Source organism: Rhodococcus sp. D-6, assembly GCF_040256695.1.
Classification (GTDB): Bacteria; Actinomycetota; Actinomycetes; order Mycobacteriales; family Mycobacteriaceae; genus Rhodococcus; species Rhodococcus pyridinivorans.
Genome location: NZ_CP132970.1, coordinates 2,056,117 through 2,079,839 on the forward strand (window position 1 = coordinate 2,056,117; position 23,723 = coordinate 2,079,839).

At 70.8% G+C, this 23,723-nt stretch carries 20 protein-coding genes; 9 read left to right on the forward strand and 11 right to left on the reverse strand.

The genetic code is table 11. The features are described from left to right. Positions 1-8: 8 nt before the first annotated feature. The 10 genes from murD to RBB84_RS09730 all read right to left on the reverse strand — a co-directional run bounded on the left by murD (position 9) and on the right by RBB84_RS09730 (position 11,985). Entirely contained in the window at positions 9-1,499 is a 1,491-nt protein-coding gene (gene murD, locus RBB84_RS09685) for a UDP-N-acetylmuramoyl-L-alanine--D-glutamate ligase (RefSeq protein WP_019289756.1), read from the reverse strand. A gap of 2 nt (positions 1,500-1,501) precedes the next feature. Continuing rightward, positions 1,502-2,581, reverse strand: coding sequence for a phospho-N-acetylmuramoyl-pentapeptide-transferase (mraY, locus tag RBB84_RS09690; protein ID WP_006554142.1), 1,080 nt, complete (start codon positions 2,579-2,581; stop codon positions 1,502-1,504). Further along, positions 2,578-4,119: a UDP-N-acetylmuramoyl-tripeptide--D-alanyl-D-alanine ligase gene (murF, locus tag RBB84_RS09695; protein WP_033097601.1), complete on the reverse strand. Its 1,542-nt coding sequence runs from the start codon at positions 4,117-4,119 to the stop codon at positions 2,578-2,580. The genes mraY and murF overlap by 4 nt, the downstream gene beginning before the upstream one ends. After that, positions 4,116-5,741: a UDP-N-acetylmuramoyl-L-alanyl-D-glutamate--2,6-diaminopimelate ligase gene (locus tag RBB84_RS09700; protein ID WP_006554144.1), complete on the reverse strand. Its 1,626-nt coding sequence runs from the start codon at positions 5,739-5,741 to the stop codon at positions 4,116-4,118. Before RBB84_RS09700 ends, murF begins: the two co-directional genes overlap by 4 nt. A 206-nt stretch (positions 5,742-5,947) precedes the next feature. Beyond that, positions 5,948-7,780, reverse strand: coding sequence for a penicillin-binding protein 2 (locus tag RBB84_RS09705; protein ID WP_033097600.1), 1,833 nt, complete (start codon positions 7,778-7,780; stop codon positions 5,948-5,950). A gap of 71 nt (positions 7,781-7,851) precedes the next feature. Next, positions 7,852-8,700 carry a hypothetical protein gene (locus RBB84_RS09710; RefSeq protein ID WP_019289758.1) on the reverse strand — a complete coding sequence of 283 codons (849 nt, stop codon included), beginning with the start codon at positions 8,698-8,700 and terminating at the stop codon, positions 7,852-7,854. 3 nt (positions 8,701-8,703) lie between these two features. Next, positions 8,704-9,651, reverse strand: a complete 948-nt coding sequence (gene rsmH, locus RBB84_RS09715; RefSeq protein ID WP_230826285.1) for a 16S rRNA (cytosine(1402)-N(4))-methyltransferase RsmH — start codon at positions 9,649-9,651, stop codon at positions 8,704-8,706. Positions 9,652-10,034: 383 nt separating this feature from the next. Continuing rightward, positions 10,035-10,466, reverse strand: coding sequence for a division/cell wall cluster transcriptional repressor MraZ (gene mraZ / locus RBB84_RS09720; protein ID WP_006554148.1), 432 nt, complete (start codon positions 10,464-10,466; stop codon positions 10,035-10,037). A 440-nt stretch (positions 10,467-10,906) separates the two neighbouring features. Further along, complete coding sequence (locus RBB84_RS09725; protein ID WP_024101274.1) at positions 10,907-11,326, reverse strand: DUF3040 domain-containing protein; 420 nt, start codon at positions 11,324-11,326, stop codon at positions 10,907-10,909. Positions 11,327-11,499: 173 nt separating this feature from the next. Beyond that, a complete protein-coding gene (locus RBB84_RS09730; RefSeq protein ID WP_006554150.1) occupies positions 11,500-11,985 on the reverse strand; it encodes an SAV_6107 family HEPN domain-containing protein in 486 nt (161 codons plus the stop codon). A gap of 323 nt (positions 11,986-12,308) precedes the next feature. On the opposite strand from RBB84_RS09730, the gene RBB84_RS09735 reads away from it, so the two are divergent. From RBB84_RS09735 to RBB84_RS09755, 5 genes are read left to right on the forward strand one after another with little or no spacing between them, the layout of a single operon-like run. Next, positions 12,309-12,956 (forward strand): GNAT family N-acetyltransferase, encoded by a 648-nt coding sequence (locus RBB84_RS09735; protein ID WP_033097598.1) that lies wholly within the window; start codon positions 12,309-12,311, stop codon positions 12,954-12,956. After that, positions 12,953-14,548, forward strand: coding sequence for an NAD(P)/FAD-dependent oxidoreductase (locus tag RBB84_RS09740; RefSeq protein WP_033097597.1), 1,596 nt, complete (start codon positions 12,953-12,955; stop codon positions 14,546-14,548). The genes RBB84_RS09735 and RBB84_RS09740 overlap by 4 nt, the downstream gene beginning before the upstream one ends. Continuing rightward, positions 14,545-15,423, forward strand: coding sequence for a carotenoid biosynthesis protein (locus RBB84_RS09745; protein WP_006554153.1), 879 nt, complete (start codon positions 14,545-14,547; stop codon positions 15,421-15,423). Before RBB84_RS09740 ends, RBB84_RS09745 begins: the two co-directional genes overlap by 4 nt. After that, the gene (locus RBB84_RS09750) at positions 15,420-16,142 is read left to right on the forward strand and encodes a DUF3153 domain-containing protein (protein WP_006554154.1); all 723 of its coding nucleotides are present in this window, start codon (positions 15,420-15,422) and stop codon (positions 16,140-16,142) included. Before RBB84_RS09745 ends, RBB84_RS09750 begins: the two co-directional genes overlap by 4 nt. Next, positions 16,112-17,329 (forward strand): glycosyltransferase, encoded by a 1,218-nt coding sequence (locus tag RBB84_RS09755; protein WP_033097596.1) that lies wholly within the window; start codon positions 16,112-16,114, stop codon positions 17,327-17,329. Before RBB84_RS09750 ends, RBB84_RS09755 begins: the two co-directional genes overlap by 31 nt. 24 nt (positions 17,330-17,353) lie before the next feature. On the opposite strand, the gene metF is transcribed toward RBB84_RS09755, so the two are convergent. Beyond that, positions 17,354-18,298, reverse strand: a complete 945-nt coding sequence (gene metF, locus RBB84_RS09760) for a methylenetetrahydrofolate reductase [NAD(P)H] (protein WP_170318569.1) — start codon at positions 18,296-18,298, stop codon at positions 17,354-17,356. 219 nt (positions 18,299-18,517) lie between these two features. Here metF and RBB84_RS09765 point away from each other — a divergent pair, with 219 nt between their 5' ends. The 4 genes from RBB84_RS09765 to RBB84_RS09780 all read left to right on the forward strand — a co-directional run bounded on the left by RBB84_RS09765 (position 18,518) and on the right by RBB84_RS09780 (position 23,720). Beyond that, on the forward strand, positions 18,518-19,564 hold the full coding sequence (locus RBB84_RS09765) for a polyprenyl synthetase family protein (RefSeq protein ID WP_033097594.1): 1,047 nt from the start codon (positions 18,518-18,520) through the stop codon (positions 19,562-19,564). A 5-nt stretch (positions 19,565-19,569) separates the two neighbouring features. Continuing rightward, positions 19,570-21,102 carry a phytoene desaturase family protein gene (gene crtI, locus RBB84_RS09770; RefSeq protein ID WP_033097593.1) on the forward strand — a complete coding sequence of 511 codons (1,533 nt, stop codon included), beginning with the start codon at positions 19,570-19,572 and terminating at the stop codon, positions 21,100-21,102. A 100-nt stretch (positions 21,103-21,202) separates the two neighbouring features. Beyond that, entirely contained in the window at positions 21,203-22,789 is a 1,587-nt protein-coding gene (locus RBB84_RS09775; protein ID WP_170318566.1) for an alpha-(1->6)-mannopyranosyltransferase A, read from the forward strand. Continuing rightward, on the forward strand, positions 22,782-23,720 hold the full coding sequence (locus tag RBB84_RS09780) for a phytoene/squalene synthase family protein (RefSeq protein ID WP_019289765.1): 939 nt from the start codon (positions 22,782-22,784) through the stop codon (positions 23,718-23,720). The genes RBB84_RS09775 and RBB84_RS09780 overlap by 8 nt, the downstream gene beginning before the upstream one ends. The last annotated feature ends 3 nt before the right edge of the window (positions 23,721-23,723 follow it).

Genomic DNA, 23,723 nt, shown 5'->3' on the forward strand with positions numbered 1-23,723 from the left:
CCGAGGGGTCACGGTTGCGTCCCGCCCCCGCGGAGTTCCTCGACCGCGGACGCGAAACTCCGGCCGCGCTCCGCGTAATCGGCGAACATGTCGAGCGATGCCGCGGCCGGGGCGAGCAGCACCGTCTCCCCCGGCGAGGCGAGTGCGGCCGCCTCCCGGACCACCACGCGCATCGCGGCAGGACCGTCGGCGCCCCGTGCCACGGCCCTCCTCACCGAAGACGTGTCGGTCTCGCTCGTCGCATCGGTCATCGCTTCATCGTCGCCCGTGTCCACGACGACGACCGGGACCTGCGGGGCGTGTCGCGCCAGCGCGTCGGCGATGTCGCCGGCGTCGCGGCCGAGCAGCACGGCTCCGGACAGTCGCGGCGCAACCTCGGCGACCAGGTCGTCCACGCGGGCGCCCTTGAGCAGACCACCGGCGATCCACACCACGCGGTCGCGGGCGAGCAGCGAACTACGGGCCGCGTGCGGATTGGTCGCCTTCGAATCGTCGATGTACTCGACGCCGTCGACCTGCCCGACCGGCGCGGCGCGGTGCGGACCGACGCGGTGCCGTCGCAGGCCGTCGTGCACCGCCGAGGCGGGCACGTCGATGGCCCGGGCGAGGGCTGCGGCCGCGAGTGCGTCGGACAGTCCGGCGGGGCCGGGCGGCGTCACGTCGTCCACCCGGGCGAGCACGGCGGAATCGGCGAACGCCCGGTCGACGAGCAGTTCGCCGCTGATCCCGAGTTCGCCTTCCTGGGGATAGCCCAGGGTGAAGCCCACGGTGACCACGGCACGGGACCGGTCGCCGAGACCACCGGCGATCGGGTCGTCGAGACCGATGACCCCGACGGCGCCGGTGAGCGCACCGAGTTTGGCCTCGATGTAGTTCTCGATGCCGCCGTGCCAGTCGAGATGGTCCTCGGCGATGTTGAGCACGACGCCGGCCTCGGGCCGAACCGAGGGCGCCCAGTGCAGCTGGAAGGACGACAACTCGACGGCGAGTACGTCGGCCCGCGGTTCGTCGCGGCGCAGGGCGTCGAGCACGGGAAGACCGATGTTGCCGCACGCGACGCTGCCGAGGCCGGAGGCCTCGAGGATCGCGTGCAGCATCATGGTCGTAGTGGTCTTGCCGTTCGTCCCGGTGACGGCCAGCCACCGACGGGCCGGTCCGTAGACCTCGGCGCGGTCGATGCGCCAGGACAGTTCGATGTCGCCCCAGATGGGGATCGCCGCGCCGGCCGCGCGCGAGAGCAGCGGGGCGTCGGGCGGGAATCCGGGACTCGTGACCACCAGGGCGAACTCGCGCAGCGCAGCGGGGTCGTCGACGAGACTGTCGAGGTCGACCGTCCGGGCGCCGAGCGCCGCGCACTCGGCCAGTGCCCGCTCGTTGCGGTCGGTGACGGTGACGTGGGCGCCGAGATCGGTAAGGGGTTCGATCGTCGCGCGGCCGGACACCCCTGCCCCGGCGACGAGCACCGCCCGTCCTCTGAGCCGTTCGAGTTCGTCGTTCACGGTCAGTCCCCGATCGCCGCGAGGTATTCGCTGTAGAAGAGGGCCAGACCGATCGCCGAGGCGATGGCGGCGAGCAACCAGAACCGGATGATCACCGTGGTCTCGGCCCATCCGCCGAGTTCGAAGTGATGGTGGAAAGGTGCCATCCGGAACACCCGCCTGCGGCTGGACCGGAAGACCGCGACCTGGATGACCACCGAGGCGGCCTCCGCGACGAACAGCGCGCCGATGACCACCATGAGCAGCTCGGTGCGGGTCGTGATGGACAGACCGGCCAGCATGCCGCCGAGGGCGAGCGAGCCCGTGTCGCCCATGAAGATCTTGGCCGGTGCGGCGTTCCACCACAGGAAGCCGATGCAGGCGGCGGCGCCGGCGGCGCACAGCAACGCGAGATCGAGCGGATCACGGACGTCGTAGCACCCGGCGGTCGGCTCCACGGCGCACGCGTTGCGGTACTGCCAGAAGGTGATGATGACGTAGGCGCCGAGCACCAGCGCCATCGAACCCGCAGCGAGACCGTCGAGACCGTCGGTGAGGTTCACCGCGTTCGACCATGCGCTGACCAGCAGATAGACGAACAGGATGAACACGATCGAGCCCATCGAGACCGTGGCGATATCGCGCACGTAGGACAGATCGGTGCTGGCCGGGGTGAGACCGTCCGCATTGCGGAACTGCAGCGCGAGGATGCCGAAGCCCACCGCGACGACCAGCTGGCCGACCAGCTTGGCCGTCTTGTTCAGACCGAGATTGCGCTGCTTGCGAATCTTGATGAAGTCGTCGAGGAAGCCGACGCCGCCGAGCGCCGTCGTCAGGCCGAGCACGAGCAGACCCGAGGCCGTGGGACCTTCCGCGTCGTATCCCGTACCGATGAGATGCGACCCCCAGTAACCGGCCCACAGACCGGCGAGGATCGCGACGCCGCCCATGGTGGGGGTGCCGCGCTTGGACTGGTGGCTCTGCGGGCCCTCGACCCGGATCTCCTGCCCGAAGCCCTGCCGGGAGAACATCTTGATCAGGAGGGGGGTGAGCAGGATCGAGACTGCGAGCGCGATGCCCGCCGCGAACAGGATCTGTCTCACCGGGCGTCCTCCGTCCCCACAGCAGCGTCGTTGTCTCCGGCACCGGGGTCGTCCGCGAGGACGGCCTCGGCGACGGTCCACAGTCCCACGGACTGCGATGCCTTCACGAGCACGATGTCGCCCGGTTGCAGTTCGTCGCGCAACAACGCGATCGCGGCGTCGGCATCGGGTACGTGGCTCGCTTCCTCACCCCACGATCCTTCCATCACGGCGCCCTGGAACAGACCCCGGACCGGCCGCGTGGCACCGACGGCGATGATGCGGGTGACGTCGAGGCGCACGGCGAGGCGTCCGATGGCGTCGTGGGCGACGACGGCGTCGTCCCCGAGCTCGGCCATCTCCCCCAGCACCGCGAAGGTGCGCCGGCGATCCGGACCGGACCGCGCCATGGTGACCAGGGCCTTCACGGCTGCGCGCATGGAATCGGGATTGGCGTTGTAGGCGTCGTCGATGACGGTCACCCCGTCGGATCGGGTCTGCACCGCCATGCGGTGCGCCGAGACGGGACCCGCCGTCGCGAGCGCCTCGGCGGCCTGCTCGACCGTCGCACCGCACTCCACGGCGACGGCGATCGCCGACAAAGCGTTGCCGATCTGGTGTTCGCCGTGCACGGCGAGCCGCACGGGCACGCGCCGCTCCTGTCCGTCGGCGCCGGGGACGACGGCGGTGAAGGAGGCACGCGCCTGGTCGTCGAGGTGGATGTCCTCGGCGCGATAGGCGGCACCGGACCCGGTCCCGACGGTCACCACACGACCGGTGGTGCGGGTCGCCATCTTCGACACGAGGGTGTCGTCGGCGTTGAGGATCGCCACTCCCCCCTCGGCGGCGCTGGGCAGCGCCTCGACGAGTTCGCCCTTCGTCTCGGCGATGACCTCCTGCGAGCCGAACTCGCCGAGGTGTGCGGTACCGACGTTGAGCACGACGCCGATCCGCGGCGGGGCGATGCGGGCCAGGGCCGCGATGTGCCCGGGGCCGCGTGCCGACTTCTCGAGGACGAGGAAGCGAGTGGATGCGGTGGCGCGCAGGGCGGTCCACGGGTGGCCGAGTTCGTTGTTGAACGATCCGGGCGGGGCGACGACCTCACCGAGCGGCGCGAGCACGGCGGCGATCATGTCCTTCGTGGACGTCTTGCCCGCCGAACCGGTGACACCGACGACGGTGAGGCCGGCGCCGGTGAGCGTGTCCACCACGGTGCGGGCGAGCTTCGCGAGGCCGGCGAGCACGGCCGCGCCGGATCCGTCGCTGTCGTGTTCGAGCGCGAGGGCGTTGGTCTCGGTCGGCAGAATCGGCGGCACGACGATCGCGGGCACACCCACCGGCCGTGCGGCCAGGACCGCCACCGCACCGGCGGCGACGGCGGCCGCGGCGTGATCGTGGCCGTCCGAGCGCGCACCGGGCAACGCCAGGAACAGGCCACCGGGACCGATCCGTCGCGAGTCGAACTCGACGGAACCGGTCACCTCGGCGGACGGATCGTCGACGTCGTGCAGGGTGCCCCCGACGACCTCCGCGATCCGAGCCAGTGTCATCGGGATCATGCCTTGCCTCCGTGATGCGAACCGCCCGCAGCAGGCGGATGGTCACCGTCGGGTCCTGCGGTCCGGTACTTGTCGAGAGCTGCGCCGAGGACCTCGCGGTCGTCGAAGGGGTGCTTCACTCCGTCGATCTCCTGCCCCGTCTCGTGGCCCTTGCCGGCGACGAGGACGACGTCGCCCGGGCGGGCCCACGCGACCGCGGCGTCGATCGCCGCGGCGCGATCGCCGATCTCGAGGATCTCGCCGCGTTCGGCCGCCGGGACGGAGTGTGCACCGTCGAGGACGGCCGCGCGGATGGCGGCGGGGCTCTCGGTTCGTGGGTTGTCGTCGGTCACGACCACCAGATCGGCGGCCCGCGCCGCGACCTCGCCCATGATCGGCCGCTTCGTCCGGTCGCGGTCGCCGCCCGCACCGACGACGACGGCGATGCGTCCCTCGGTCGCGGCGCGCAGGGTTCCGATGACCGCTTCGAGCGCCGCGGGCTTGTGGGCGTAGTCGACGACGGCGAGGAAGTCCTGACCGCGCTCGACCCGTTCGACCCGGCCGGGCACCGCGACATCGGCGATACCGCGGATCGCGGCGTCGATGTCGGCGCCCACCTCGGCGCAAAGCGCTACAGCGAGAGCGGCGTTGGTGACGTTGTAGCGGCCCGGCAGGCCGACGGTGGCGCGGCGGGCGATCCCGTCCGGACCGGTCAGGGTGAACTGCTGCACTCCCGTCTCTTCGGGGACCTCGTCGGTGACCGTCCAATCGGCCGCGGCGCCGGCAGCGTCACCGTCGCCACCTGTGGTGACCGTGCGGACTGCGGTCGCGTCGTCGCGGCCCGCGCGCGCGACCTCGGCCATGCGACGTCCCCACACGTCGTCGGTGCACACCACCGCGCGGCGGGCCCGGACCGGCGAGTCCTCGGCGAACAGCCGGGCCTTCGCGCCGAAGTAGTCGTCGAGGTCCTTGTGGAAGTCGAGATGGTCCTGGGACAGGTTGGTGAACCCGCCGACGGCGAACTCGGTGGCGTCCACGCGACCGAGCGCGAGGGCATGGCTGGAAACCTCCATCACGACCGTGTCGACACCGCGTTCGCGCATGACGGCGAACAGGGCGTGCAGCTGCGGCGCCTCGGGTGTCGTGAGGGTGCTCGGCACGCGAATGCCTTCGATCCGGGTCTCCACGGTCCCGACGAGACCGACGACGCGTCCGGCCGCGACGAGGCCTGCCTCGACGAGATAGGACGTCGTGGTCTTACCGGACGTGCCCGTGATGCCGATGACCTGCATGCTCCGGGAGGGGTGTCCGTAGACGGTGGCCGACGCCGCCCCCAGCGCGACACGCGGTTCGGGATGGACGAGGACCGCGACCGAATCGGAGGTGGCCTCGGCGACGAGGTCGCGACCGGCCTCGTCGGTCAGCACGGCGACCGCTCCGCGTTCGAGCGCGGTGCCCGCGTAGGAGGCGCCGTGGGCGCGCGCGCCGGGCAGCGCGGCGAAGACGTCGCCGGGGCGGATGCCCTGGGCGCGCAGGTCGATGCCGGTGATCGCGGCCGCGCGGGCCGCATCCTCTCCGGCGGCTGCATTGACGATCTCGACGCGCGCCCCGATGGCGTCGGCGAGAACCGAGATCTGCGTCATCGGTGGGTGCTCGGGTCTCCGCCCCTCCTCCGGAGGAGCCGGATCCGGACTCGATGGCACAGGCACCAGTTTCCTCTCGCTTCGCTGCAGCTCGTCTGCAGGCACTCCGACGGATGTTTCCGGGTTCGTTCCCGATCCGCTCTCGGCGACGACCGTCGTGTCACGTTACCGACCTGTCAGCCTACCGAGGCGCCACGGTCACCTCGTCAGTCGACCTGGAGGATCAACTTGCTCTCCGGTTCGGCCGACAGCGGCACGCCGTCGCGCTGCAGCAACCACGACGCGATGTTGCGGAACAGCGGCGCGGCCGATTGGCCCCCGCTGCCGTCGGAGCTGCGGGTCGGGGCGTCGAGCATGATGCCCACGACATAGCGCGGATCGTCGGACGGAGCGATGCCGGCGAAGGTGATCCAGTAGTCGGAGTTCGAGTAACACTTGCAGTTCTGGTCGATCTGCTGGGCGGTACCCGTCTTGCCCGAGATCTGATAGCCCTCGATGGCGGCGCCCGCACCGGTGCCCTGCTGGTTGCCGGTATCGGACTGGACGACGGAACGGAACATGTCGCGCACCGTCGCGGCGGTCTGCGGGCTCACCACCCGCACCGGATCGGGACGGGGCGTCTCGGTGCGCGTGCCGTCCGGCGCGATGGTCGCGCGCACGACCCGCGGCGGGACACGTTCCCCGTCGTTCGCGATGGTCTGGTAGATCGCGGTCATCTGCAGCAGGGTCATCGACAGACCCTGGCCGATGGGCAGGTTCGCGAAGGTGCCACCCGACCACTGCTCACGGCTGGGCAGCAGACCCGCGGATTCGCCGGGCAGGCCGACATCGGTGCGCTGGCCGAGACCGAACAGTCGCAGCATCTCGGCGAAGCGGTCCTCACCGATCCGCTCGGCGAGCATGAGCGTGCCGACGTTCGACGACTTCCCGAACACACCCGTCGTGGTATACGGCACGACCCCGTGATCCCAGGCGTCCTTGACGGTCGCGCCGGCCATGGTGATCGTGCCGGGGACCTGCAGGACCTCGTCGGGGCGGGTCAGACCGTCCTCGATCGCCGCGGCCGCGGTGATGATCTTGTTCACGGACCCGGGTTCGAACGGCGAACTGACCGCGAGGTTGCCCTGTTCGGCGTCGGGCGGGTTGTTCGCGACACCGATCGACGGGTCGAAGGTGCTGTCGTTCGACATGGCGAGCACTTCGCCGGTGTGCGCGTCGAGCACCACAGCGGAGGCGTTCTTCGCCCCGGACAGGTCCTTCGCGCGCTGGACCTCCTGCTGCACGTGGTACTGCAGGTCGTTGTCGATCGTGAGCTCGACGGAGGAACCGTCGACGGCGGGCTGACGGTCGCGCCAGCTGCCCGGGATGACGGCGCCGTCGGATCCACGGTCGTAGGTGGACGAACCGTCGGTACCCGCCAGCACGGCGTCCATCGACGCTTCGAGCCCGATCAGGCCGTGTCCGTCCCAGCCGGTCGCGCCGACGAGATTGGCGGCGAGCGATCCGCCCGGATACAGACGGATGTCCTGACGCTCGGTGCCGACCTTGTCGTACTCGTCGACGATCTCCGCCGCGACCCCCGGATCGACGCCGCGGGCGAGGTAGACGAAGGTCTCGTCGCTCTCGAGCATCTCGAGCACGTCCTTCTCCGGCGCCGCGGCGCCGAGCGCCTCGTGGACCGCCGACGCGATGCCCTCGAGATATTCGGAGACCTCGGGCCGGGACGGGTCCTTCGCGCGTTCCTCCTCGAGTTCCTTGCGCACCCGCACGGGTTGGAAGGTCAGCGCCTTCGCTTCCATGGTGTACGCGAGCGGTTCCCCGTTGCGATCGGCGATGGTGCCGCGGGTCGCGGGTTCGACGAGTCGGGTGGTGCGCTGGCTGGCGGCTTCGGCGGACAGTGTGGGGGCCTGGACGAGCTGCACGGACAACAACTGGGCGACGGCTACGCCCAGAATGCCGAACATGCCGATCCGGCCCCACTTGTTGCGGAACGCGAAACTCGTCCGGTCGCGCTGCTTGCGATCGCGCGGCGCGGGCATTCGAGCGCGGCCGCCGCGCGTCGCCGGGGTGGAACGTCGCTGCGGTGCACGCCGAGGGGTGGAGCGGTTGTTCACCGAGGCCCGCCCTCGGGTTCCGTCGGCACGGCCTGGACTGGTGCTTCGGGCGCCGCTTCACGGGGCGCTTCGGATTGCGGCAGTTCGCTCACGGGTACCGATTGTCCTGCCGCGGGCGGTACAGGTGCGGCACCCTCGACATCCGGCGTGGCGGCCGCGGGAGCTTCCGCCGCGGGTACCGGCACGGGAGCCGGTGCCGGTTCCTCGCCCACCGGGCGGCCGTCGGCCGATGGCGCGGCCCGACGCGTGCCCTCGGTGTCGGTGCGCGGCCGGGGTTCCTCGCTCACGTCACCGAGCGGCCGCGGGGTCTCCGCCCCGGCGCTGCCGGCCAGCGGGGTCTGGACGCGGGCGTCCTCTCGGGCGGGCGGATCCAGCGGGACCGGCGGGGCACCCTGGGCCGGAACCGGATCGCCCACCACCTGCACCGAACCGTCCGGAGCGACGACGATCCGCGCGACCTGCCCGGTGGGGATCATCCCCAGTTCCGCCGCGGCGACCGCGAGCGCGGGAGCCGACTCGGCCGTGGCGACGTCGCGCTGGAGCACCGCCCGCTTCTGGGCGAGCTCCTCGTTGAGGGACCGCGCCGCGCTGAGCTCGTAGGAGTCTTCGGTCGCCCGGGTGGTCAGCAACAGCGTCACGGCCATGCCCACGCCCAGGAGCCCGATGATGGTGGCGACGAACGGGATCCGGGTGCGGACACGTCCGGCACCCGTCGTGCGCCCGCGGGTCTGCACCTGTTCGACCCCGAGCTGCGCTGCGCGCTGCGACCGTCGCTGATAGGCACGCTGCGCTGCGGTCGATCGCCCCGGGTTCCGGCGCTGCGGGGGTGCCACCTGTACGGTCATCGGTTACCTCCTGGCGATTCGTTCTGCAGCACGCAGGCGGACGGGCGCCGAACGTGGGTTGGCCTCGATCTCGTCGTCCGTTGCCCGCTCCGCACCGCGGGTGAGGATGCGCAGTTCCGGTCCCGTCCCGGGCAGTTCGACCGGAAGCCCTTCGGGACTGCGGGACTTCGCACGCGGTGTCAGTTCCTGCTTGACGACCTTGTCCTCGAGCGACTGGTAGGACATGAAGACGATCCGGCCGCCCACCGCGAGAGCGTCGAGAGCGTCGGGGATCGCGGTGCGCAACGAGTCGAGCTCCGCGTTGACCTCGACCCGCAACGCCTGGAAGGTGCGCTTGGCCGGGTGACCACCGGTACGGCGGGTCGCCGCCGGGATCGTGCGGTACAGCAGTTCGACGAGTTCGCCGCTCGTCCGGAAGGGAGTCTTGGCCCGGGTCCGCACGATCTCGGAGGCGATCCTGCCGGCGAAGCGCTCCTCGCCGTAGGTGCTCAGGATGCGAGCGAGGTCGCCGTGACTGTAGGTGTTGAGGACATCGGCCGCGGTGATGCCGGTGGTGGCATCCATCCGCATGTCGAGCGGGGCGTCCTTGGAATAGGCGAAACCGCGCTCCGCCTCGTCGAGCTGCATCGAGGACACGCCGAGATCGAACAGGGCGGCGTGGACCGAGCCGTACCGGTCGAGGCCGACGCTCTCGAGCGCGTCGGCGATCCCGTCGTAGCGGGTGTGGACGAAGTCTGTGCGGTCGGAGAACCGTGCGAGTCGCTCGCGGGCGATCGCCAGTGCGTCGGTATCACGGTCGAGGCCGACGAGCCGCAGCCTCGGGTAGATCGTCAGGAAGTGTTCGGAGTGCCCCCCGAGACCGAGTGTCGCGTCGACGTAGACCGCGCCCTCGCCGTCGGGACCGACGCTCTCGATGGCCGGACCGAGAAGGTCGACGGCGCGCTGGAGCATGACGGGCACGTGGCCGAATTCCGCCGCAGATGTCACATCGGCACCGGTGGCCTCATCCGTACCATCGACGGATTCGTGCTCGCCGTCCACCATGTGTCCTCCGGAATCCTGCTCGGGCCGCTTACGGTCTGTCGGGTACTCGTCGGGTGGACGGTGGTATGCCTCGTGCCTGCCTGTCGCTCGTCTCGATACCGTGCTCGCCGCCACGGGGGTGGATACGGAAGACGGCGAATGCCTCGAGGTCTCTGTCCGAGTCCGAAGAGACCTGACGCCGGGGAAGTGCGTCAGGGCCCTCCGGTCCGTACCTGGCGCTGGGGAAGTGCGTCAGGGCCGGCACATCGGGCAGAGGCCTCGCGGCACTCGCCGCGCAGCCCGAGCCGTGGTTACAAGATGTCGCGTAGTGCTTCGTCTCTCGCTTCCGAGAAGTCTTCTTCGTGCTCGGCGAGGTAGGTCTCCCATGCCGTCGCGTCCCAAATCTCGAGGTACCTGACCGAACCGATCACCACGCAGTCCTTGGTGAGACCGGCGTACTTGCGGTGAGCTGACGACAGCGTGATCCGGCCTTGTGAGTCGGGTCGCTGCTCCTCCGTTCCCGACGCGAGACTCCGCAGGAACGCACGTGCCTGAGGGTTGCTCCGTGAGGCACTCGCAGCGCGTTCGGCCAGAGCGGCGAACTCGTCGCGAGGGAACACGGTGAGGCTGTGATCCTGCCCCTTCGTGATCATCAACCCTCCCGCCAGCTCGTCTCGGTACTTCGCCGGCAGTGTCAGCCGGCCCTTGTCGTCCAACTTCGGGGTGTAGGTACCGAGGAACACTCGGCGCCTCCCCGCTGCCGGACGGATGCTTCGCGCGACAGGACACCTTGTCCCGCCGCGCCCCACATTACCCCACTTTGCCCCACCGGAAACGGATTACTGCCGCCCGGCCGCGCGTGTTGTCGTCACATTCCCAGCTCAGAGCAGGTGGCGGAAAATGGGGACACGCGCTCGCGTGACGACGACGGATCCACCGCTGTCGGCGCCCCGACGATCCGCCCCACCGGCGGAGCGAGGGCCGAGCAATCGGCGACCAGGGAAAACACTGCGGCCGGAGCCGAGGTGGGAGGCGGTGGGGAGACGGAGATTGCGCGAGTGGGGCGCGGTGGTGGAGGGGCGGAGAGGCGGACGACGCCGGGTCGGTGAAAGGTCTGCAGACGAACGACGACGGCACGACCCGTGGGTCGCGCCGTCGTCGGTACACCTGATGGTCGAGGAGGTCAGTCCTGCTCGAAACGCCTCCGGAACCGCTCTTCCATGCGGTTGGTGAAGCCACCACCCGAGGACTTCTTGCCGCCGCGGGAACTTCGACCGGACTTTCCGGAACCGGAACTACCGCCCGTCGCCCCTGGAGTCGACGGCCGACGACCGCCGAGGAGCAACAAGACTCCGGCGGCGAACATCACGAGGAACCCGAGCAGACTGATGATCGGGAAGCCGCCCGGCTTGAGCGGCAGGGCAACGCCGGCGATCAGCAGCGTCAGGCCCAACACGAACAATGCGCCGGCCTGTAACCGCCGCCGGTTCGACGCCATCCCCAACCGGCTGCCACGCACGGTCGAGGCGAACTTGGGATCCTCAGCATAGAGCGCGCTCTCGATCTGATCGAGCATGCGCTGCTCGTGCTCGGAGAGTGGCACGGTACCTCCCCCGGCACTAAACGGTGGCCACCGGATCCGTGGGGCGAATCCGGTGGGGGGCCGTCCGTACGGCCGCCTGAGTCAATAATACGAGCAGATGTCGCTGTGGACCACAAACTCCACACGTGAGTTCGATCCCGTCGTCGGCGAAGGCCCTCGTGAAGGGGCGAAAGTCACCCACCGACACCGACCTCCGGCTCTGCTTCGGCGTCGAGATAGCCCTCCACATCGTGCAGGAAGTGGCCCACCTCGTCGTAGAAGGCACCGGATTCGTCGGCTCCCACCGCCTGCGCGACCCCCGCCTCGACCGCGGTGCGGGTGGCGGAGCGATCGGCGAAGTAGTCGGCCCAGACGGCGAAGGACTCGTCGGCGCGCGCCATGAGTGCCCATGCGTTGCGCGTCGCGGGTCGGCGGGGCCGGATCCCGGAGCGCAGCTCCGCGGCCGCGACCACCGCACCGGCACCGCGCAGCGCCGCCAGGTAGGCGAGGCGGAACCGCTCGCCCGGATCGCCGGCACCGGCGGCACCGGAAAGCAGATCGTCGGCCTTGCGCAGCAGCGTCGCCGCGCGCGCCGAGGTGGCATGGTCGATGCATGCGGACGGCCCGAGCGTGGGAGACGTTCGGCGCGGGCCTCGACTCGCGACCTGACCGTTGGCCATGTTCACGCACCTCCTCGGCGTGGTCTCACCACTCGTTACAACGAGCGGTATCCGGTGGCATTCCCGCCGAAACGCCGAGGAACGGAGATCACTGTCCTCGAGTGAGGCCCGACACGGACGCCGAGCGGGAGACCCCAGGGTGATCCGGGGATGTTCGCTTCCCTCGAACATCCCCGGATCACCGATGTCGAACATGCGTTCGACGTATTCAATATAGCTGGACCCACCGACAACCCGTCAAGAGAAAGCGGCCACGTCATCCCGAACGATCAGCGAGACCCGAGCACCTCCGACGCACCGCGAGCCACCCGAACGAGTCACGCATGACCACCGATCCCTGCCAGGACGCCCCGATCCTCACCGAGCTCTCCCCCGCGGACTTCCGTGCGCACCTGCCCTCGCTGCTGACCGTCTACGTCGCGGCGATGCGATATCCCCGAGGCACGGAGTACCACCGCGCGCCGATGTGGTCCGAGCATTCGGCCCGCGCGGGTTGGCAGGCGTTCGCCGCGAGCCTCCCCGAGGATCCGGACACCGTCGTCGGGATCGCGTACGGCTACCGGGGCGACACCCGCCAGTGGTGGCACCAGCAGGTGCGCGCCGGCATGCGCCATTCCGGACGGTCCCCCGAGGAGATCGATCGCGTTCTCTCCGACTACTTCGAGCTCACCGAACTGCACGTCCGACCCGACATGCAGGGACGCCGCATCGGTGAACTGCTCCTGTCGGCGCTGCTGCGGGGACGCACGGAAGCGGCCGTACTGCTGTCGACACCCGAGGTGCCGGGCGAGGACAACCGGGCGTGGCGGCTGTACCGTCGGTTCGGATTCCAGGACGTCGTCCGCCGGTTCGTCTTCACCGGCGACGCCCGCCCGTTCGCGGTCCTCGGCAGGAGCCTGCCCCTCGAGCCGGACCTCGTTCTGCACCACCATCACACGATCGGCGATCCGGACGGAAGCGGTACCCCATGAACGCCACACTCGACGTCGTCGTCGTCGGCTCGGGCCACAACGCCCTGGTCTCCGCGTGTTATCTCGCCCGCGACGGATGGTCGGTGGAGGTTCTCGAACGCGACACCGTGCCGGGCGGCGCCGTCTCCACCGTCGAACGTTTCCCCGGATATGCCGTCGACCGCGGCTCCTCGGCGCACATCATGGTGCGCCACTCCGGGATCGTCGAGGAACTCGAACTCGCCGCCCACGGCCTGCGCTACATCGACTGCGACCCGTGGGCGTACGCGCCGCCCCCTGCGGACTCCGACCGTCCCGGCATCGTCTTCCACCGCGATCTCGACCGGACCTGCGCCTCCGTCGAGGCCGCCTGCGGACGCCGCGAGGCCGACGCGTACCGCCGCTTCGTGCAGGACTGGGGCCCGCGCAGCGCGGCGGTGATGACGTCGTTCACCCGTCCCCCGACCGGCCGGCACCTGCTGTCCTCGTTCTGGGGACTCGACGCGGGTGAGGGTGGCAGCGCCCTGTCCCGCCGGTTCCTCACCACCGGCGACAGCCTGCTCGACGAGTACTTCGACGACGAACCCCTCAAGGCGGCCCTCGCCTGGTTCGGCGCGCAGTCCGGCCCGCCCATGTCCGAACCCGGCACCGCGGCGATGGTGGGCTTCGCCGCCCTCATGCACACCCTTCCCCCGGGTCGCGCGATCGGCGGAAGCGGTGCGCTCACCCAGGCCCTGCTGTCGCGGCTGCGGTCCGATGGCGGCACGGTGACCTGCGGCGACGCCGCCACCGAGATCCGCCGGACCGGCGATCTGTGGACCGTGCGCACCGAATCGGGACGCTCGGTGCAAGCCCACAGGGTCGTCGCCGGATGCCACGTGCTGACCACGCTGGATCTGCTCGACCGCGGCGGATACGACCGCGACCGGCTCGAGGGCTGGCGTCGCAGCATGCGGGTCGGTCCGGGCATCGGCATGGTCCTGCGCCTCGGCACCGACTCGCTGCCCCGCTACCGCGGCTGCGACGAGCCCGAATCGACGACCTCCGGTCTGCAACTGCTCGTCGACGACCGCGCCCACCTGCGCGCCGCGCATGGTGCCGCGATGGCGGGAGACCTGCCCCCGCGACCCACCGTCCTCGCGATGAGCTTCTCCGCCCTCGACCCGACGATCGCACCCGACGGCAAGCACCAGATCACGCTGTGGTCCCAGTGGCATCCGTACGCGCTGCGCGGCGGACGTCGCTGGGCGGACATCGCCGGCGCCGAGACCGACCGCATCCTCGCCGAGATGGAGACGCGCTCTCCCGGCTTCACCGCGAGCGTGGAGCACTGCCACGTGCAGACCCCCGCGGACATCGAGAGCGAACTCGGCCTGCTCGGCGGGAACGTCATGCACGTGGAGATGTCGCTGGACCAGATGTTCCTGTGGCGTCCGCTGCCGGAGCTGTCCGGCTACCGGGTGCCCGACGCGCCCGGCCTCTATCTCACCGGCGCCTCGACCCATCCCGGTGGTGGAGTCTCCGGTGCGAGCGGCCGCAACGCCGCCCGGGTCGCCCTCGCCGACGCCAAGGGCAGTCTCGTGGACCGCGTGAAGGGCTGGGTGTCGCGGTGACCGACACCCGCGTCCCCGCACCGCCCCGACCGGCCCGGTGGCGGACGGTCCTTCCGATCGTCCCGGCCGTCGCCGCGGTCCTCGCCCAGATCGCCTATCCCCTCACCGAGGGCGGCGCCCGGGACGCCGCGACCGTCGCGGTCGTCACGCTGCTCACCGCCGCCTGCCTCGTCCACGCCGCGTTGAACCGCGGCATCACCTTCGCCGTCGTCCTGTTCGTCAGCTCGGCGGGCATCGGGTATCTGTCCGAGGTGGTCGGCACGATGACCGGCTATCCCTACGGCTGCTACAGCTACGTCACCGACAGGCTCGGGCCGGCCGCACTCGACGTCCCGCTGGTGGTGCCGCTGGCGTGGTCGGCGGGCCTGTACCCCGTCTGGTGCGTGGCCTCCCGCCTCGTCCGCAACGGTCCCGGCAGGGTCGCGGCGGTCACCGTCGGCATGCTGGGCTGGGATCTCTATCTCGACCCCCAGATGGTGGCGGACGGGCACTGGTCGTGGTGCAACGCCGGCGGCCTGCCCGGGATCGAGCACATCCCGCTCACCAACTACGCGGGCTGGCTCCTCGTCGCCGCGATCATGGCGACCGTACTCGTGCTCGTCGACTCCCGCTCGGACCGTGCCGACGCGCCCCGGCACGACGCCGTGCCGATTGCGCTGTTCCTGTGGACGTGGCTCGGTTCGGCCCTCGCCCACAGCGTATTCCTCGACGCTCCCCAACTCGGCTACTCCGCGGTCTACGGGCTGGTCGTCATGGGGGTACTGGGTCTTCCCCTGCTGGTCTCACTCGTCCGGTCGTGGCGCGCAAGCGTGTCCGGTCCCGGGCGGGACGAGGCACGACTCGCCGCGAGCGACCCGAAGAACCGACGAGGATGACCGTGCCTGGCACCATGTTCTCCGTGCAGTCGTCCATCCTGTCCGTCCGCCGTCGTGTCGTCGCGGTCGTGGGGCTCGTGCTCCTCGGCCTCCCGCTCCTCACCGGCTGCCTGCGCGTGCAGGCGACGATGGGGATCTCCTCCGACGACCGTGTGTCGGGGCAGATCGTCGCCGCGACCATCCCCGCCGACGAGAACGATCCCGGCCCCGAACTCACCGCTCCCTCGGCCCTGGCCGGGAAGGTGCGGGTGCAGGAGTACTCGCAGGACGGCTACGTCGGGAGCCAGGTCTTCTTCAACGACCTCACCTTCGGCGACGTCCAGCAGCTCGCCACGATGTCCGATCAGAGCGCCGGCATGTTCCAGCTCAACCTGCAGCGCTCGGGCGATCTGGTGGCACTGAACGGACGTGTGGATCTCGAGTCCGCTCCCACCCAGGGCACCGACGTGCAGTTCACCATCGCGTTCCCCGCCCGGGTGGCGACCACCAACGGCACCCGCGAGTCGGATTCGGTCGTGACCTGGAAGATTCCGGCCGGCGAGGTGAGCACCCTCCGCGCGGAGGTGCGCTACGCCGATCCCAACACGCGCGGTTTCGCGGGCTGGGCCGGAATCATGGCCGGCGGCGCCTTCGGTGTCACGCTGATCATCGCCGGCGCGGCCTGGTTCACCCGCAATCCCGCGCCGCAGTGGTCGTCGGCGAACGGGACGCGGTCCTGACCCGCCTTCCGCGCGACCCGTCCCCCGGTCTCACGCGACTCGTCGCCGGTGGCGCTCTCGTCGCCTCCTACGGCGCGGCCGTTGCCGTCGCGAACCGGGTCTCGCTCCCTCGTCTCGTGCCGGGACCGGTGGTCGACGAGCAGGTCACCGTCGTCGTCCCCGCCCGCGACGAGGCGCCCCGCATCGCCGCGATCGTCTCCGACCTGCGGGCACAGACAGGACTGCACGCCCTGCGCGTGGTGATCCTCGACGACGACTCGTCCGACGGCACCGCCGACCTGGCCACGGCCGCGGCCGAGGGCGACGAGCGCATCACCGTTGTCCGATCGACACAGCCACCGCCCGAAGGATGGACCGGGAAGGCGGCCGCGTGCGCCGCAGCCGTCGCCCACGCCGGATCGACTACCGACAGCGGCATCGTCGTGTTCGTCGACGCGGACGTCCGGCTCGCACCCGACGCGCTCGCCGCCGCCGTCGCTCTGCTGCGCCACCAGGACGCCGCGCTCGTCTCACCGTTCCCGTACCAGCTCACCGGATCGGCGCTCGAACGGCTCGTGCAGCCCCTGCTGTTCTGGTCGTGGTTCTCGTTGCTCCCCGTCGCGGTCTCGCACCGCACCCACCGGCCGTCGATGGCGGTCGCGTGCGGACAGTTCCTCGTCTTCGACGCGCGCGCCTACGCGGCGATCGGCGGGCACGCCGCGGTCGCGGCGAGTCCCACGGAGGATCTGGATCTGGCCCGGACACTGCGTCGCGCCGGACTGCCTACGACGGTCGCGGCCGCGGGCGGACTGGCGTCGTGCCGGATGTACGACGGAGCCCGCCCGCTGATCGGCGGTTACACCCGCTGGTTGTGGTCGGCGTTCGGATCCCCGGTCGGGGCGGCCGCGGTGGTCGCGCTGTATCTCCTCGCCTACTTCGTGCCCCCGGCCGCGGCGCTTGTCGGCGGGGGACGGACGCGACGCTGGGGCGTGGCCGGTGCCACCGCGGGCGTGACGTCACGCCTTCTCGCGCGCGTCACCGAGCGGGGAGGACGCCGACACCCGGATGCTCCGGGCCGCCCCGTCGACGATCTGCTGGACGCCGCGGCGCACCCGGCATCGGTCCTGGCGGTCGGTGCGCTCACGGCGTCGTCGATCCGGGCACGGCGCAGCGGACGCGCGGCGTGGAAGGCCCGCGTCCTGCCCTGACCCCGAACCGGCGCGGGCCGGATGTCAGGCCGGCTGCACCGCGGCGGGAGCTTCGAGTTCGTAGCCGAGGCGGTCGAGCACCTCGCCGGTCGCGCGGGCGAAGTTGAGCGTGATGAAGTGCAGGCACGGCGCACCCTCGGAGATCAGCCGCTCGCACATCTCCGTCGCCACCTCGATGCCCACCTCGCGCACCGCGGCGCGGTTCTCCTCCGGACCGTCGCCTGCCGCGCGCCGCAGCCGCTCCTCGAGAACGGGCGGCAGATGCGAACCCGACAGTTCGAGGCTGCGCCGCGCCGAGCGCAGCGACGTGATGGGCATGATCTCGGGGATGATCGGCTTGAGCCCCTGCTCGGCGTCGCAGGCCACGACCCGGTCGCGCAGCCTCAGGTAGTGCTCGACGTCGAAGAACATCTGGGTGATCGAGTACTCGGCACCCGCACGGAGCTTCTGCACGAGATAGCGGGTGTCGTGATCGAGGTCCGGGGACCGGTGGTGTCCTTCGGGGAACGACGCGACGCCCACGTGGAAGTCGCCGAGCTCGCGCACCAGACGCACGAGCTCGTCGGCGTATTCGAGACCTTCGGGGTGCTTTTCCCACTCGCCGAGCGGGTTGCCCGGCGGGTCACCGCGCAGCGCGAGGATGTTGGTGATGCCGCGGTCGGCGTAGGCGCCGACCATCGCGCGCAGTTCGTCGATGCTGTGCCCGACGGCCGTGAGGTGCGCGACCGGCAGGAGGGTGGTCTCCTCGGCGAGGCGGCCGGTGACCCGGACCGTACGGTCGCGGGTGGAGCCCCCGGCGCCGTAGGTCATCGATACGAAGGCCGGGCCGAGACGTTCGAACGTCCGCACGGCGCGCCACAGTCGTCCCTCGGCCTCGGCGTCGCGAGGCGGGGAGAACTCGACGGAGAACGGAATGCGGCCCGAACGCGCGGACCCGAGACGGTCCACGATCGACGGGGTCCGAGAAATCCCGCCGTCCTCGGTTGCCCTGACGAAGTCGCTTGTCACCGGTCCAGCATAGGTGGCGCCCCCGGGGCGGTCGCTACCGGCGACGACCCGACTGTGGGGATAGGCTGGTCGCGGCACCTCCGGCTCACCCGCCTCCGAGGTGCCGTCACCCATCGACCTGGAGGTTTCGTCCTGTCTACCGGCGCCGTTCACCTGTCTGCCGAGCAGCTCCCCCATCGGGTGGAGGACTCCCTCCGGCAGTTCTTCACCTCACGCTCCGACCTGGTCGACTCGGTGGGCAATGGATACCGGCAGGCCGTCGACACGCTCGAGGCATTCGTGCTGCGCGGCGGCAAGCGGGTGCGTCCGCGTTTCGCCTGGACGGGCTGGCTCGGCGCCGGTGGTGACCCGACCGGGCCGGACGCCGAGGCCGTCCTGCAGGCGTGCTCCGCGCTCGAGCTCGTGCAGGCCGCGGCGCTCGTCCACGACGACATCATCGATGCCTCCACCACGCGCCGCGGATTCCCCACCGTGCACGTCGAGTTCACCGAGCAGCACCGGAAGGCCGGCTGGCACGGCAGGCCGGAGCAGTTCGGCGAGTCGGTCGCGATCCTGCTCGGCGACCTCGCCCTGGTCTGGGCCGACGACATGCTGCACTCGGCGGGGCTCGACCCCGCGACCGTCGCGCGCGTGGTCCCGGCCTGGACCGCGATGCGCACCGAAGTGCTCGGCGGGCAGTACCTCGACATCGCCAACGAAGTGGCGGCGGACGAATCGGTGGAGGCCGCTACGCGGGTCAACCGGTTCAAGACCGCGGCGTACACGATCGAACGCCCCCTGCACATCGGCGCTGCCCTCGCCGGCGCCGACGACGACCTCATCGCCGCATACCGCCGCTTCGGCATCGACATCGGCCTGGCGTTCCAGCTGCGCGACGACCTGCTCGGTGTCTTCGGCGACCCCGAGGTCACCGGCAAGCCTTCGGGCGACGACCTGCGCTCGGGCAAGAGGACCGTCCTGTACGCGCTGGCACTGGAGACGGCCGATGCCTCCGATCCGGCCGCGGCCGAGCTGCTGCGCACCTCGATCGGGACCGATCTGTCCGACGCGCAGGTCGAGCACCTCCGCTCGCTGCTCGTCGATCTCGGCGCGGTCGCCCGAATCGAGGACCGCATCTCGGAACTGACCGACAGCGCGTTCGAGGCGCTCGAGGCGTCCGGCGCCACCGAGGAGGGCAAGGCCCTTCTGCGCGAGTCGGCGGTCGCGGCGACGCGACGGGTGGCGTGAGGGCGGTGCGGACCGTTCCCGGCGCCGACCGGGTCGTCGTGGTCGGTGCCGGTCTCGCCGGTCTGTCGGCGGCACTGTACCTGCGCGGCGCCGGTAAGGACGTCACGGTGCTCGAACGCGCCGACGACGTCGGCGGCCGGGTCGGCAGCTATCACGGCCCGGGCTACGAGATCGACAACGGCGCCACCGTGCTGACGATGCCCGAGTTGATCGACGACGCGCTCGCCGCGGTGGGCGCCGACCGGAATTCCGTCCGGCCGGCGCTGCACACCCGGCGACTGTCCCCTGCCTATCACGCACGGTTCGCCGACGGCACCTCGATCGACGTGCACTCCGACCCCGACGCCATGGTCGCGGAGATCTCGCGGGTGTGCGGTGCGGAGGAGGCGCGCCGCTATCTGCGGTTGCGCGCGTGGCTCGCCGACATCTTCGACGCCGAGTTCGACCGCTTCATGGACGCGAGTTTCGACTCGCCGCTCGACCTGGTGTCGTCCCCGGCGGCACTGCGCGACCTGGCGCGCCTGCTCCGGCTGGGTGGGTTCGGCAGGCTCGGCGCGCAGGTGAACCGTAGGATCACCGACCCGCGCCTGCGCCGCGTCTTCACCTTCCAGGCGCTGTACGCGGGGGTCGCTCCGGCGCGGGCCCTCGCCGTCTACGGGGCCATCGCGCACATGGACACCTCGCTGGGCGTGTACGCGGTGGACGGCGGCATGCGGTCGGTCGCCCGCGCGATGGCCGCGGCGTTCGTCGAGGCCGGCGGACGGCTCGAACTCGGCCGGGAGGTGACCTCGCTCGATCTGTCCGGCGGTCGGGTCGACGGTGTCCGCACCCGCGACGGAGAGCGCTTTCCGTGCGACGCGGCCGTCCTGACCCCCGACACCCCGGTGGTCGACGGATTACTGCCGCGCCGACGGCGCCGTCGCACGCTGGCCGCGCCGTCGGCCGTGGTGCTGCACGGGTCGATCCCCACCGGGGTGACCCGCGGCTGGGCGGCGCAACACCACCACGTGATCGATTTCGGCGGCGAGTGGGACCGCACCTTCGCGGAGATCACCCGCAACCGCGGACGCGGTCGGCCGATGTCGGATCCCTCGCTGCTCATCACGCGACCGGCACTGTCCGATCCCGGCCTGCGGTTCACCCGTGAGGGCGTCGAGCACGAACCGTTGTCGGTGCTGGCGCCGTGCCCGAACCTCGACAGCGCTCCGCTCGCCTGGGCCGAGCTCGCGGTGCCCTATCGCAACGAACTGCTCGATGTCCTCGACCGCCGCGGATACGGCGGCATCGCGGACGGTTTCCGCGTCGACCACATCGACACACCGGCCACCTGGCACGCTCGTGGCATGCAGGCGGGCAGCCCGTTCTCGAGCGCTCACGTCTTCCGGCAGACGGGACCGTTCCGGCGCCGCAACCTCGATCCGGCCGTTCCCGGCGTGGTGCTCGCGGGGTCGGCGACGGTGCCGGGTGTCGGTGTCCCCACCGTGCTGTTGTCCGGAAGGCTCGCCGCCGAACGGCTCGGTGCTCCGCGAAGGCGGTGACACCGGGCGCACCACGCTCCGCGTCTCCACTAAACTGTCCTCGTTCGCCAGCTACCTGCGCGCCGCGCATCCACACGTCCACGGGGGAGGAACCGTACCGATGTCGTCCCCTGCCTCGCCCGACGCCGAGCCACAGACCTCGCCCGCGCCGGAGGGGACGGCCGCACCGGCGGGTGAGCGTCCGAAGCACGCATTCCTGAGGAGTCCCGCCGGCCATGCCGCGCTGCTCGGTGCGTGGGGCGCGGTACTCATGACCTTCGGCAGTTTCGGATCGGGCAGTGTCCGGCGGATCGACCCGCTGCTCGAGGACATCTATCTGTCGTGGCTGCGGTTCGGCCACGGCCAGTTGCTCTCGCGGATCATCCTGTGGGTCGGTGTGCTCCTCATGATCGCAGCGTGGGTGCGCGTCGGCCGGGCGACCCTCGCCGGGCACGTCACGGTGCGCGATCTGTGGACGGTGCTGCCCGCGTGGACCGCTCCCCTGCTGGTCGCGACACCGATGTTCAGCCGCGACGCCTACTCCTACCTCGCGCAGGGCGCACTGCTGCGCGACGGTTTCGACCCGTACGAGGTGGGCCCGGTCGTCAATCCGGGCGTCCTGCTCGACAACGTCAGCAATGTGTGGACAACGACGACCACGCCCTACGGGCCCGTCCACCTGCTGCTCGGTGCGGGCATCACGTCCATCACCGACGACAACGTGGTGACGGGCACCTGGCTGTGGCGCCTGACCATGCTTCCCGGCCTGGCACTCATGGCGTGGGCCGTGCCGAAACTCGCCCGTCGCATGGGCGGAAATCCCGCGATTGCCCTGTGGCTCGCAGTGCTGAACCCGCTCGTACTGATCCACCTCGTCGGCGGTGTGCACAACGAGCTGCTGATGGTCGGTCTCATGATCGCCGGCATCGTGTTCGTGCTCGAGGGCCGGCACCTCGGCGGCATCGCCCTGGTCTCCCTCGGCGCCGCGATCAAGGCCACCGCAGGATTGGCACTGCCCTTCCTGGTGTGGGTGTGGATGATCCACGAACGCGATCGTGCGCTTGCCGAGGGACGCGAACCGGCAGCGCCCGTGCGCCTGTTCGCCAAGGCCGTCGGCCTGGGACTGGGGGTCTTCGCCGCGGTCTTCGGTGGCACCTCGCTGCTCGCCGGTGTCGGCATCGGCTGGCTCACCGCCCTGTCCGGCTCGTCGAAGATCATCAACTGGCTGTCGCTGCCGACGATGATGGCGCACGCCGTCACCTGGGTCACTCCGTGGCGGCTCGGATCGGTCCTCGACATCACACGCATGCTCTGCGCGATCGCGCTGGTGGTGATCCTCGTGTGGGCGTGGTGGCGCTTCCGCCGCACCGAGCGCGACGCGATCTTCGGGATCGTCGTGGCGCTGACTGCGGTGACCCTGCTGTCGCCCGCCGCGCTGCCCTGGTACTACTCCTGGCCGCTCGCCGTCGCCGCCGCCTTCGCGATGTCGCCCCGGGTGCTCATGGTGCTCGTCGCACTGTCGACATGGCTGATGTTGATCTTCAACCCCGACGGGTCGATCGGGATGTACAACATCGCGCACGTCGCGCTCGCGGTGTTCGCCTCGATCGTCGCGGCCCGTTCGCTGGTCACCTACGACCCGCTGCGCCTGCGGTTACGACCTCGACCGGCATCACCCGCCGGCGCTGCCCTGGACGACCGTGCCTGAGCGCCCCACGGGGATCGCGGCCGACGATCTCACCCGGGCCTACGCCTACTGCGCCGAGCTCACCGCCGAACACGGACGCACCTACAACCTCGCGACCCGGCTGCTGCCCGCCTCGCGACGACACGCCGTGCACGCGCTCTACGGCTTCGCCCGACACGTCGACGACATCGTCGACGTCACCGCCGTGGACGACCCGGAGGCCGCGATCCGTGGTGTCGACGACGCGCACAGCCGTCTGCACGCCGCACTCGCGGGCGCTCCCGGCCCGCTCGACCACACCGGTCTCGTGGTCCGCGCGCTTGCCGACACGATCGGGCAGTACCGCATCCCGATCGACTATTTCGAGGCGTTCATCCGATCCATGCGCATGGACGTGCCCGGCACGCCCGAGTTCCGGCCCCGCTACGGGACCATGGAGGAACTGCGCGAGTACATGTACGGCTCGGCGGCGGTGATCGGTCTCGAACTGCTGCCGATCCTCGACGTCGACGATCCGGCCGCCCCGCCCGCCGCAGCCGCGCTCGGGGCGGCGTTCCAGCTCACCAACTTCATCCGCGACGTGGGCGAGGACCTCGAACGCGGACGTCTCTACATCCCGCTCGAACTGTGGTCGGCCTTCGGGGTCGACATCGACCTGCTGCAGGAATGCCGGCGCACCGGCGCGATGGACCCGAGAGTCCGGCGGGCACTCGCCCACGCGGTCGCGCTGACCCGCGCCGAATATCGCAAAGCCGAACCCGGGCTGGAGGTACTCCCCGACCGGATCCGGCCGGGTATCCGCGCAGCCTTCACGCTCTACGGGCGGATTCTCGACGAGGTCGAACGCAGCGGGTTCCGGGTGCTCGACCGGCGCGCGACGGTTCCGCGCCGCACGCGCGCCGCGGTCATGATCACCGAGTACGTCGCCGGCTCGCTGCTCCGGAAGCGGTAACGA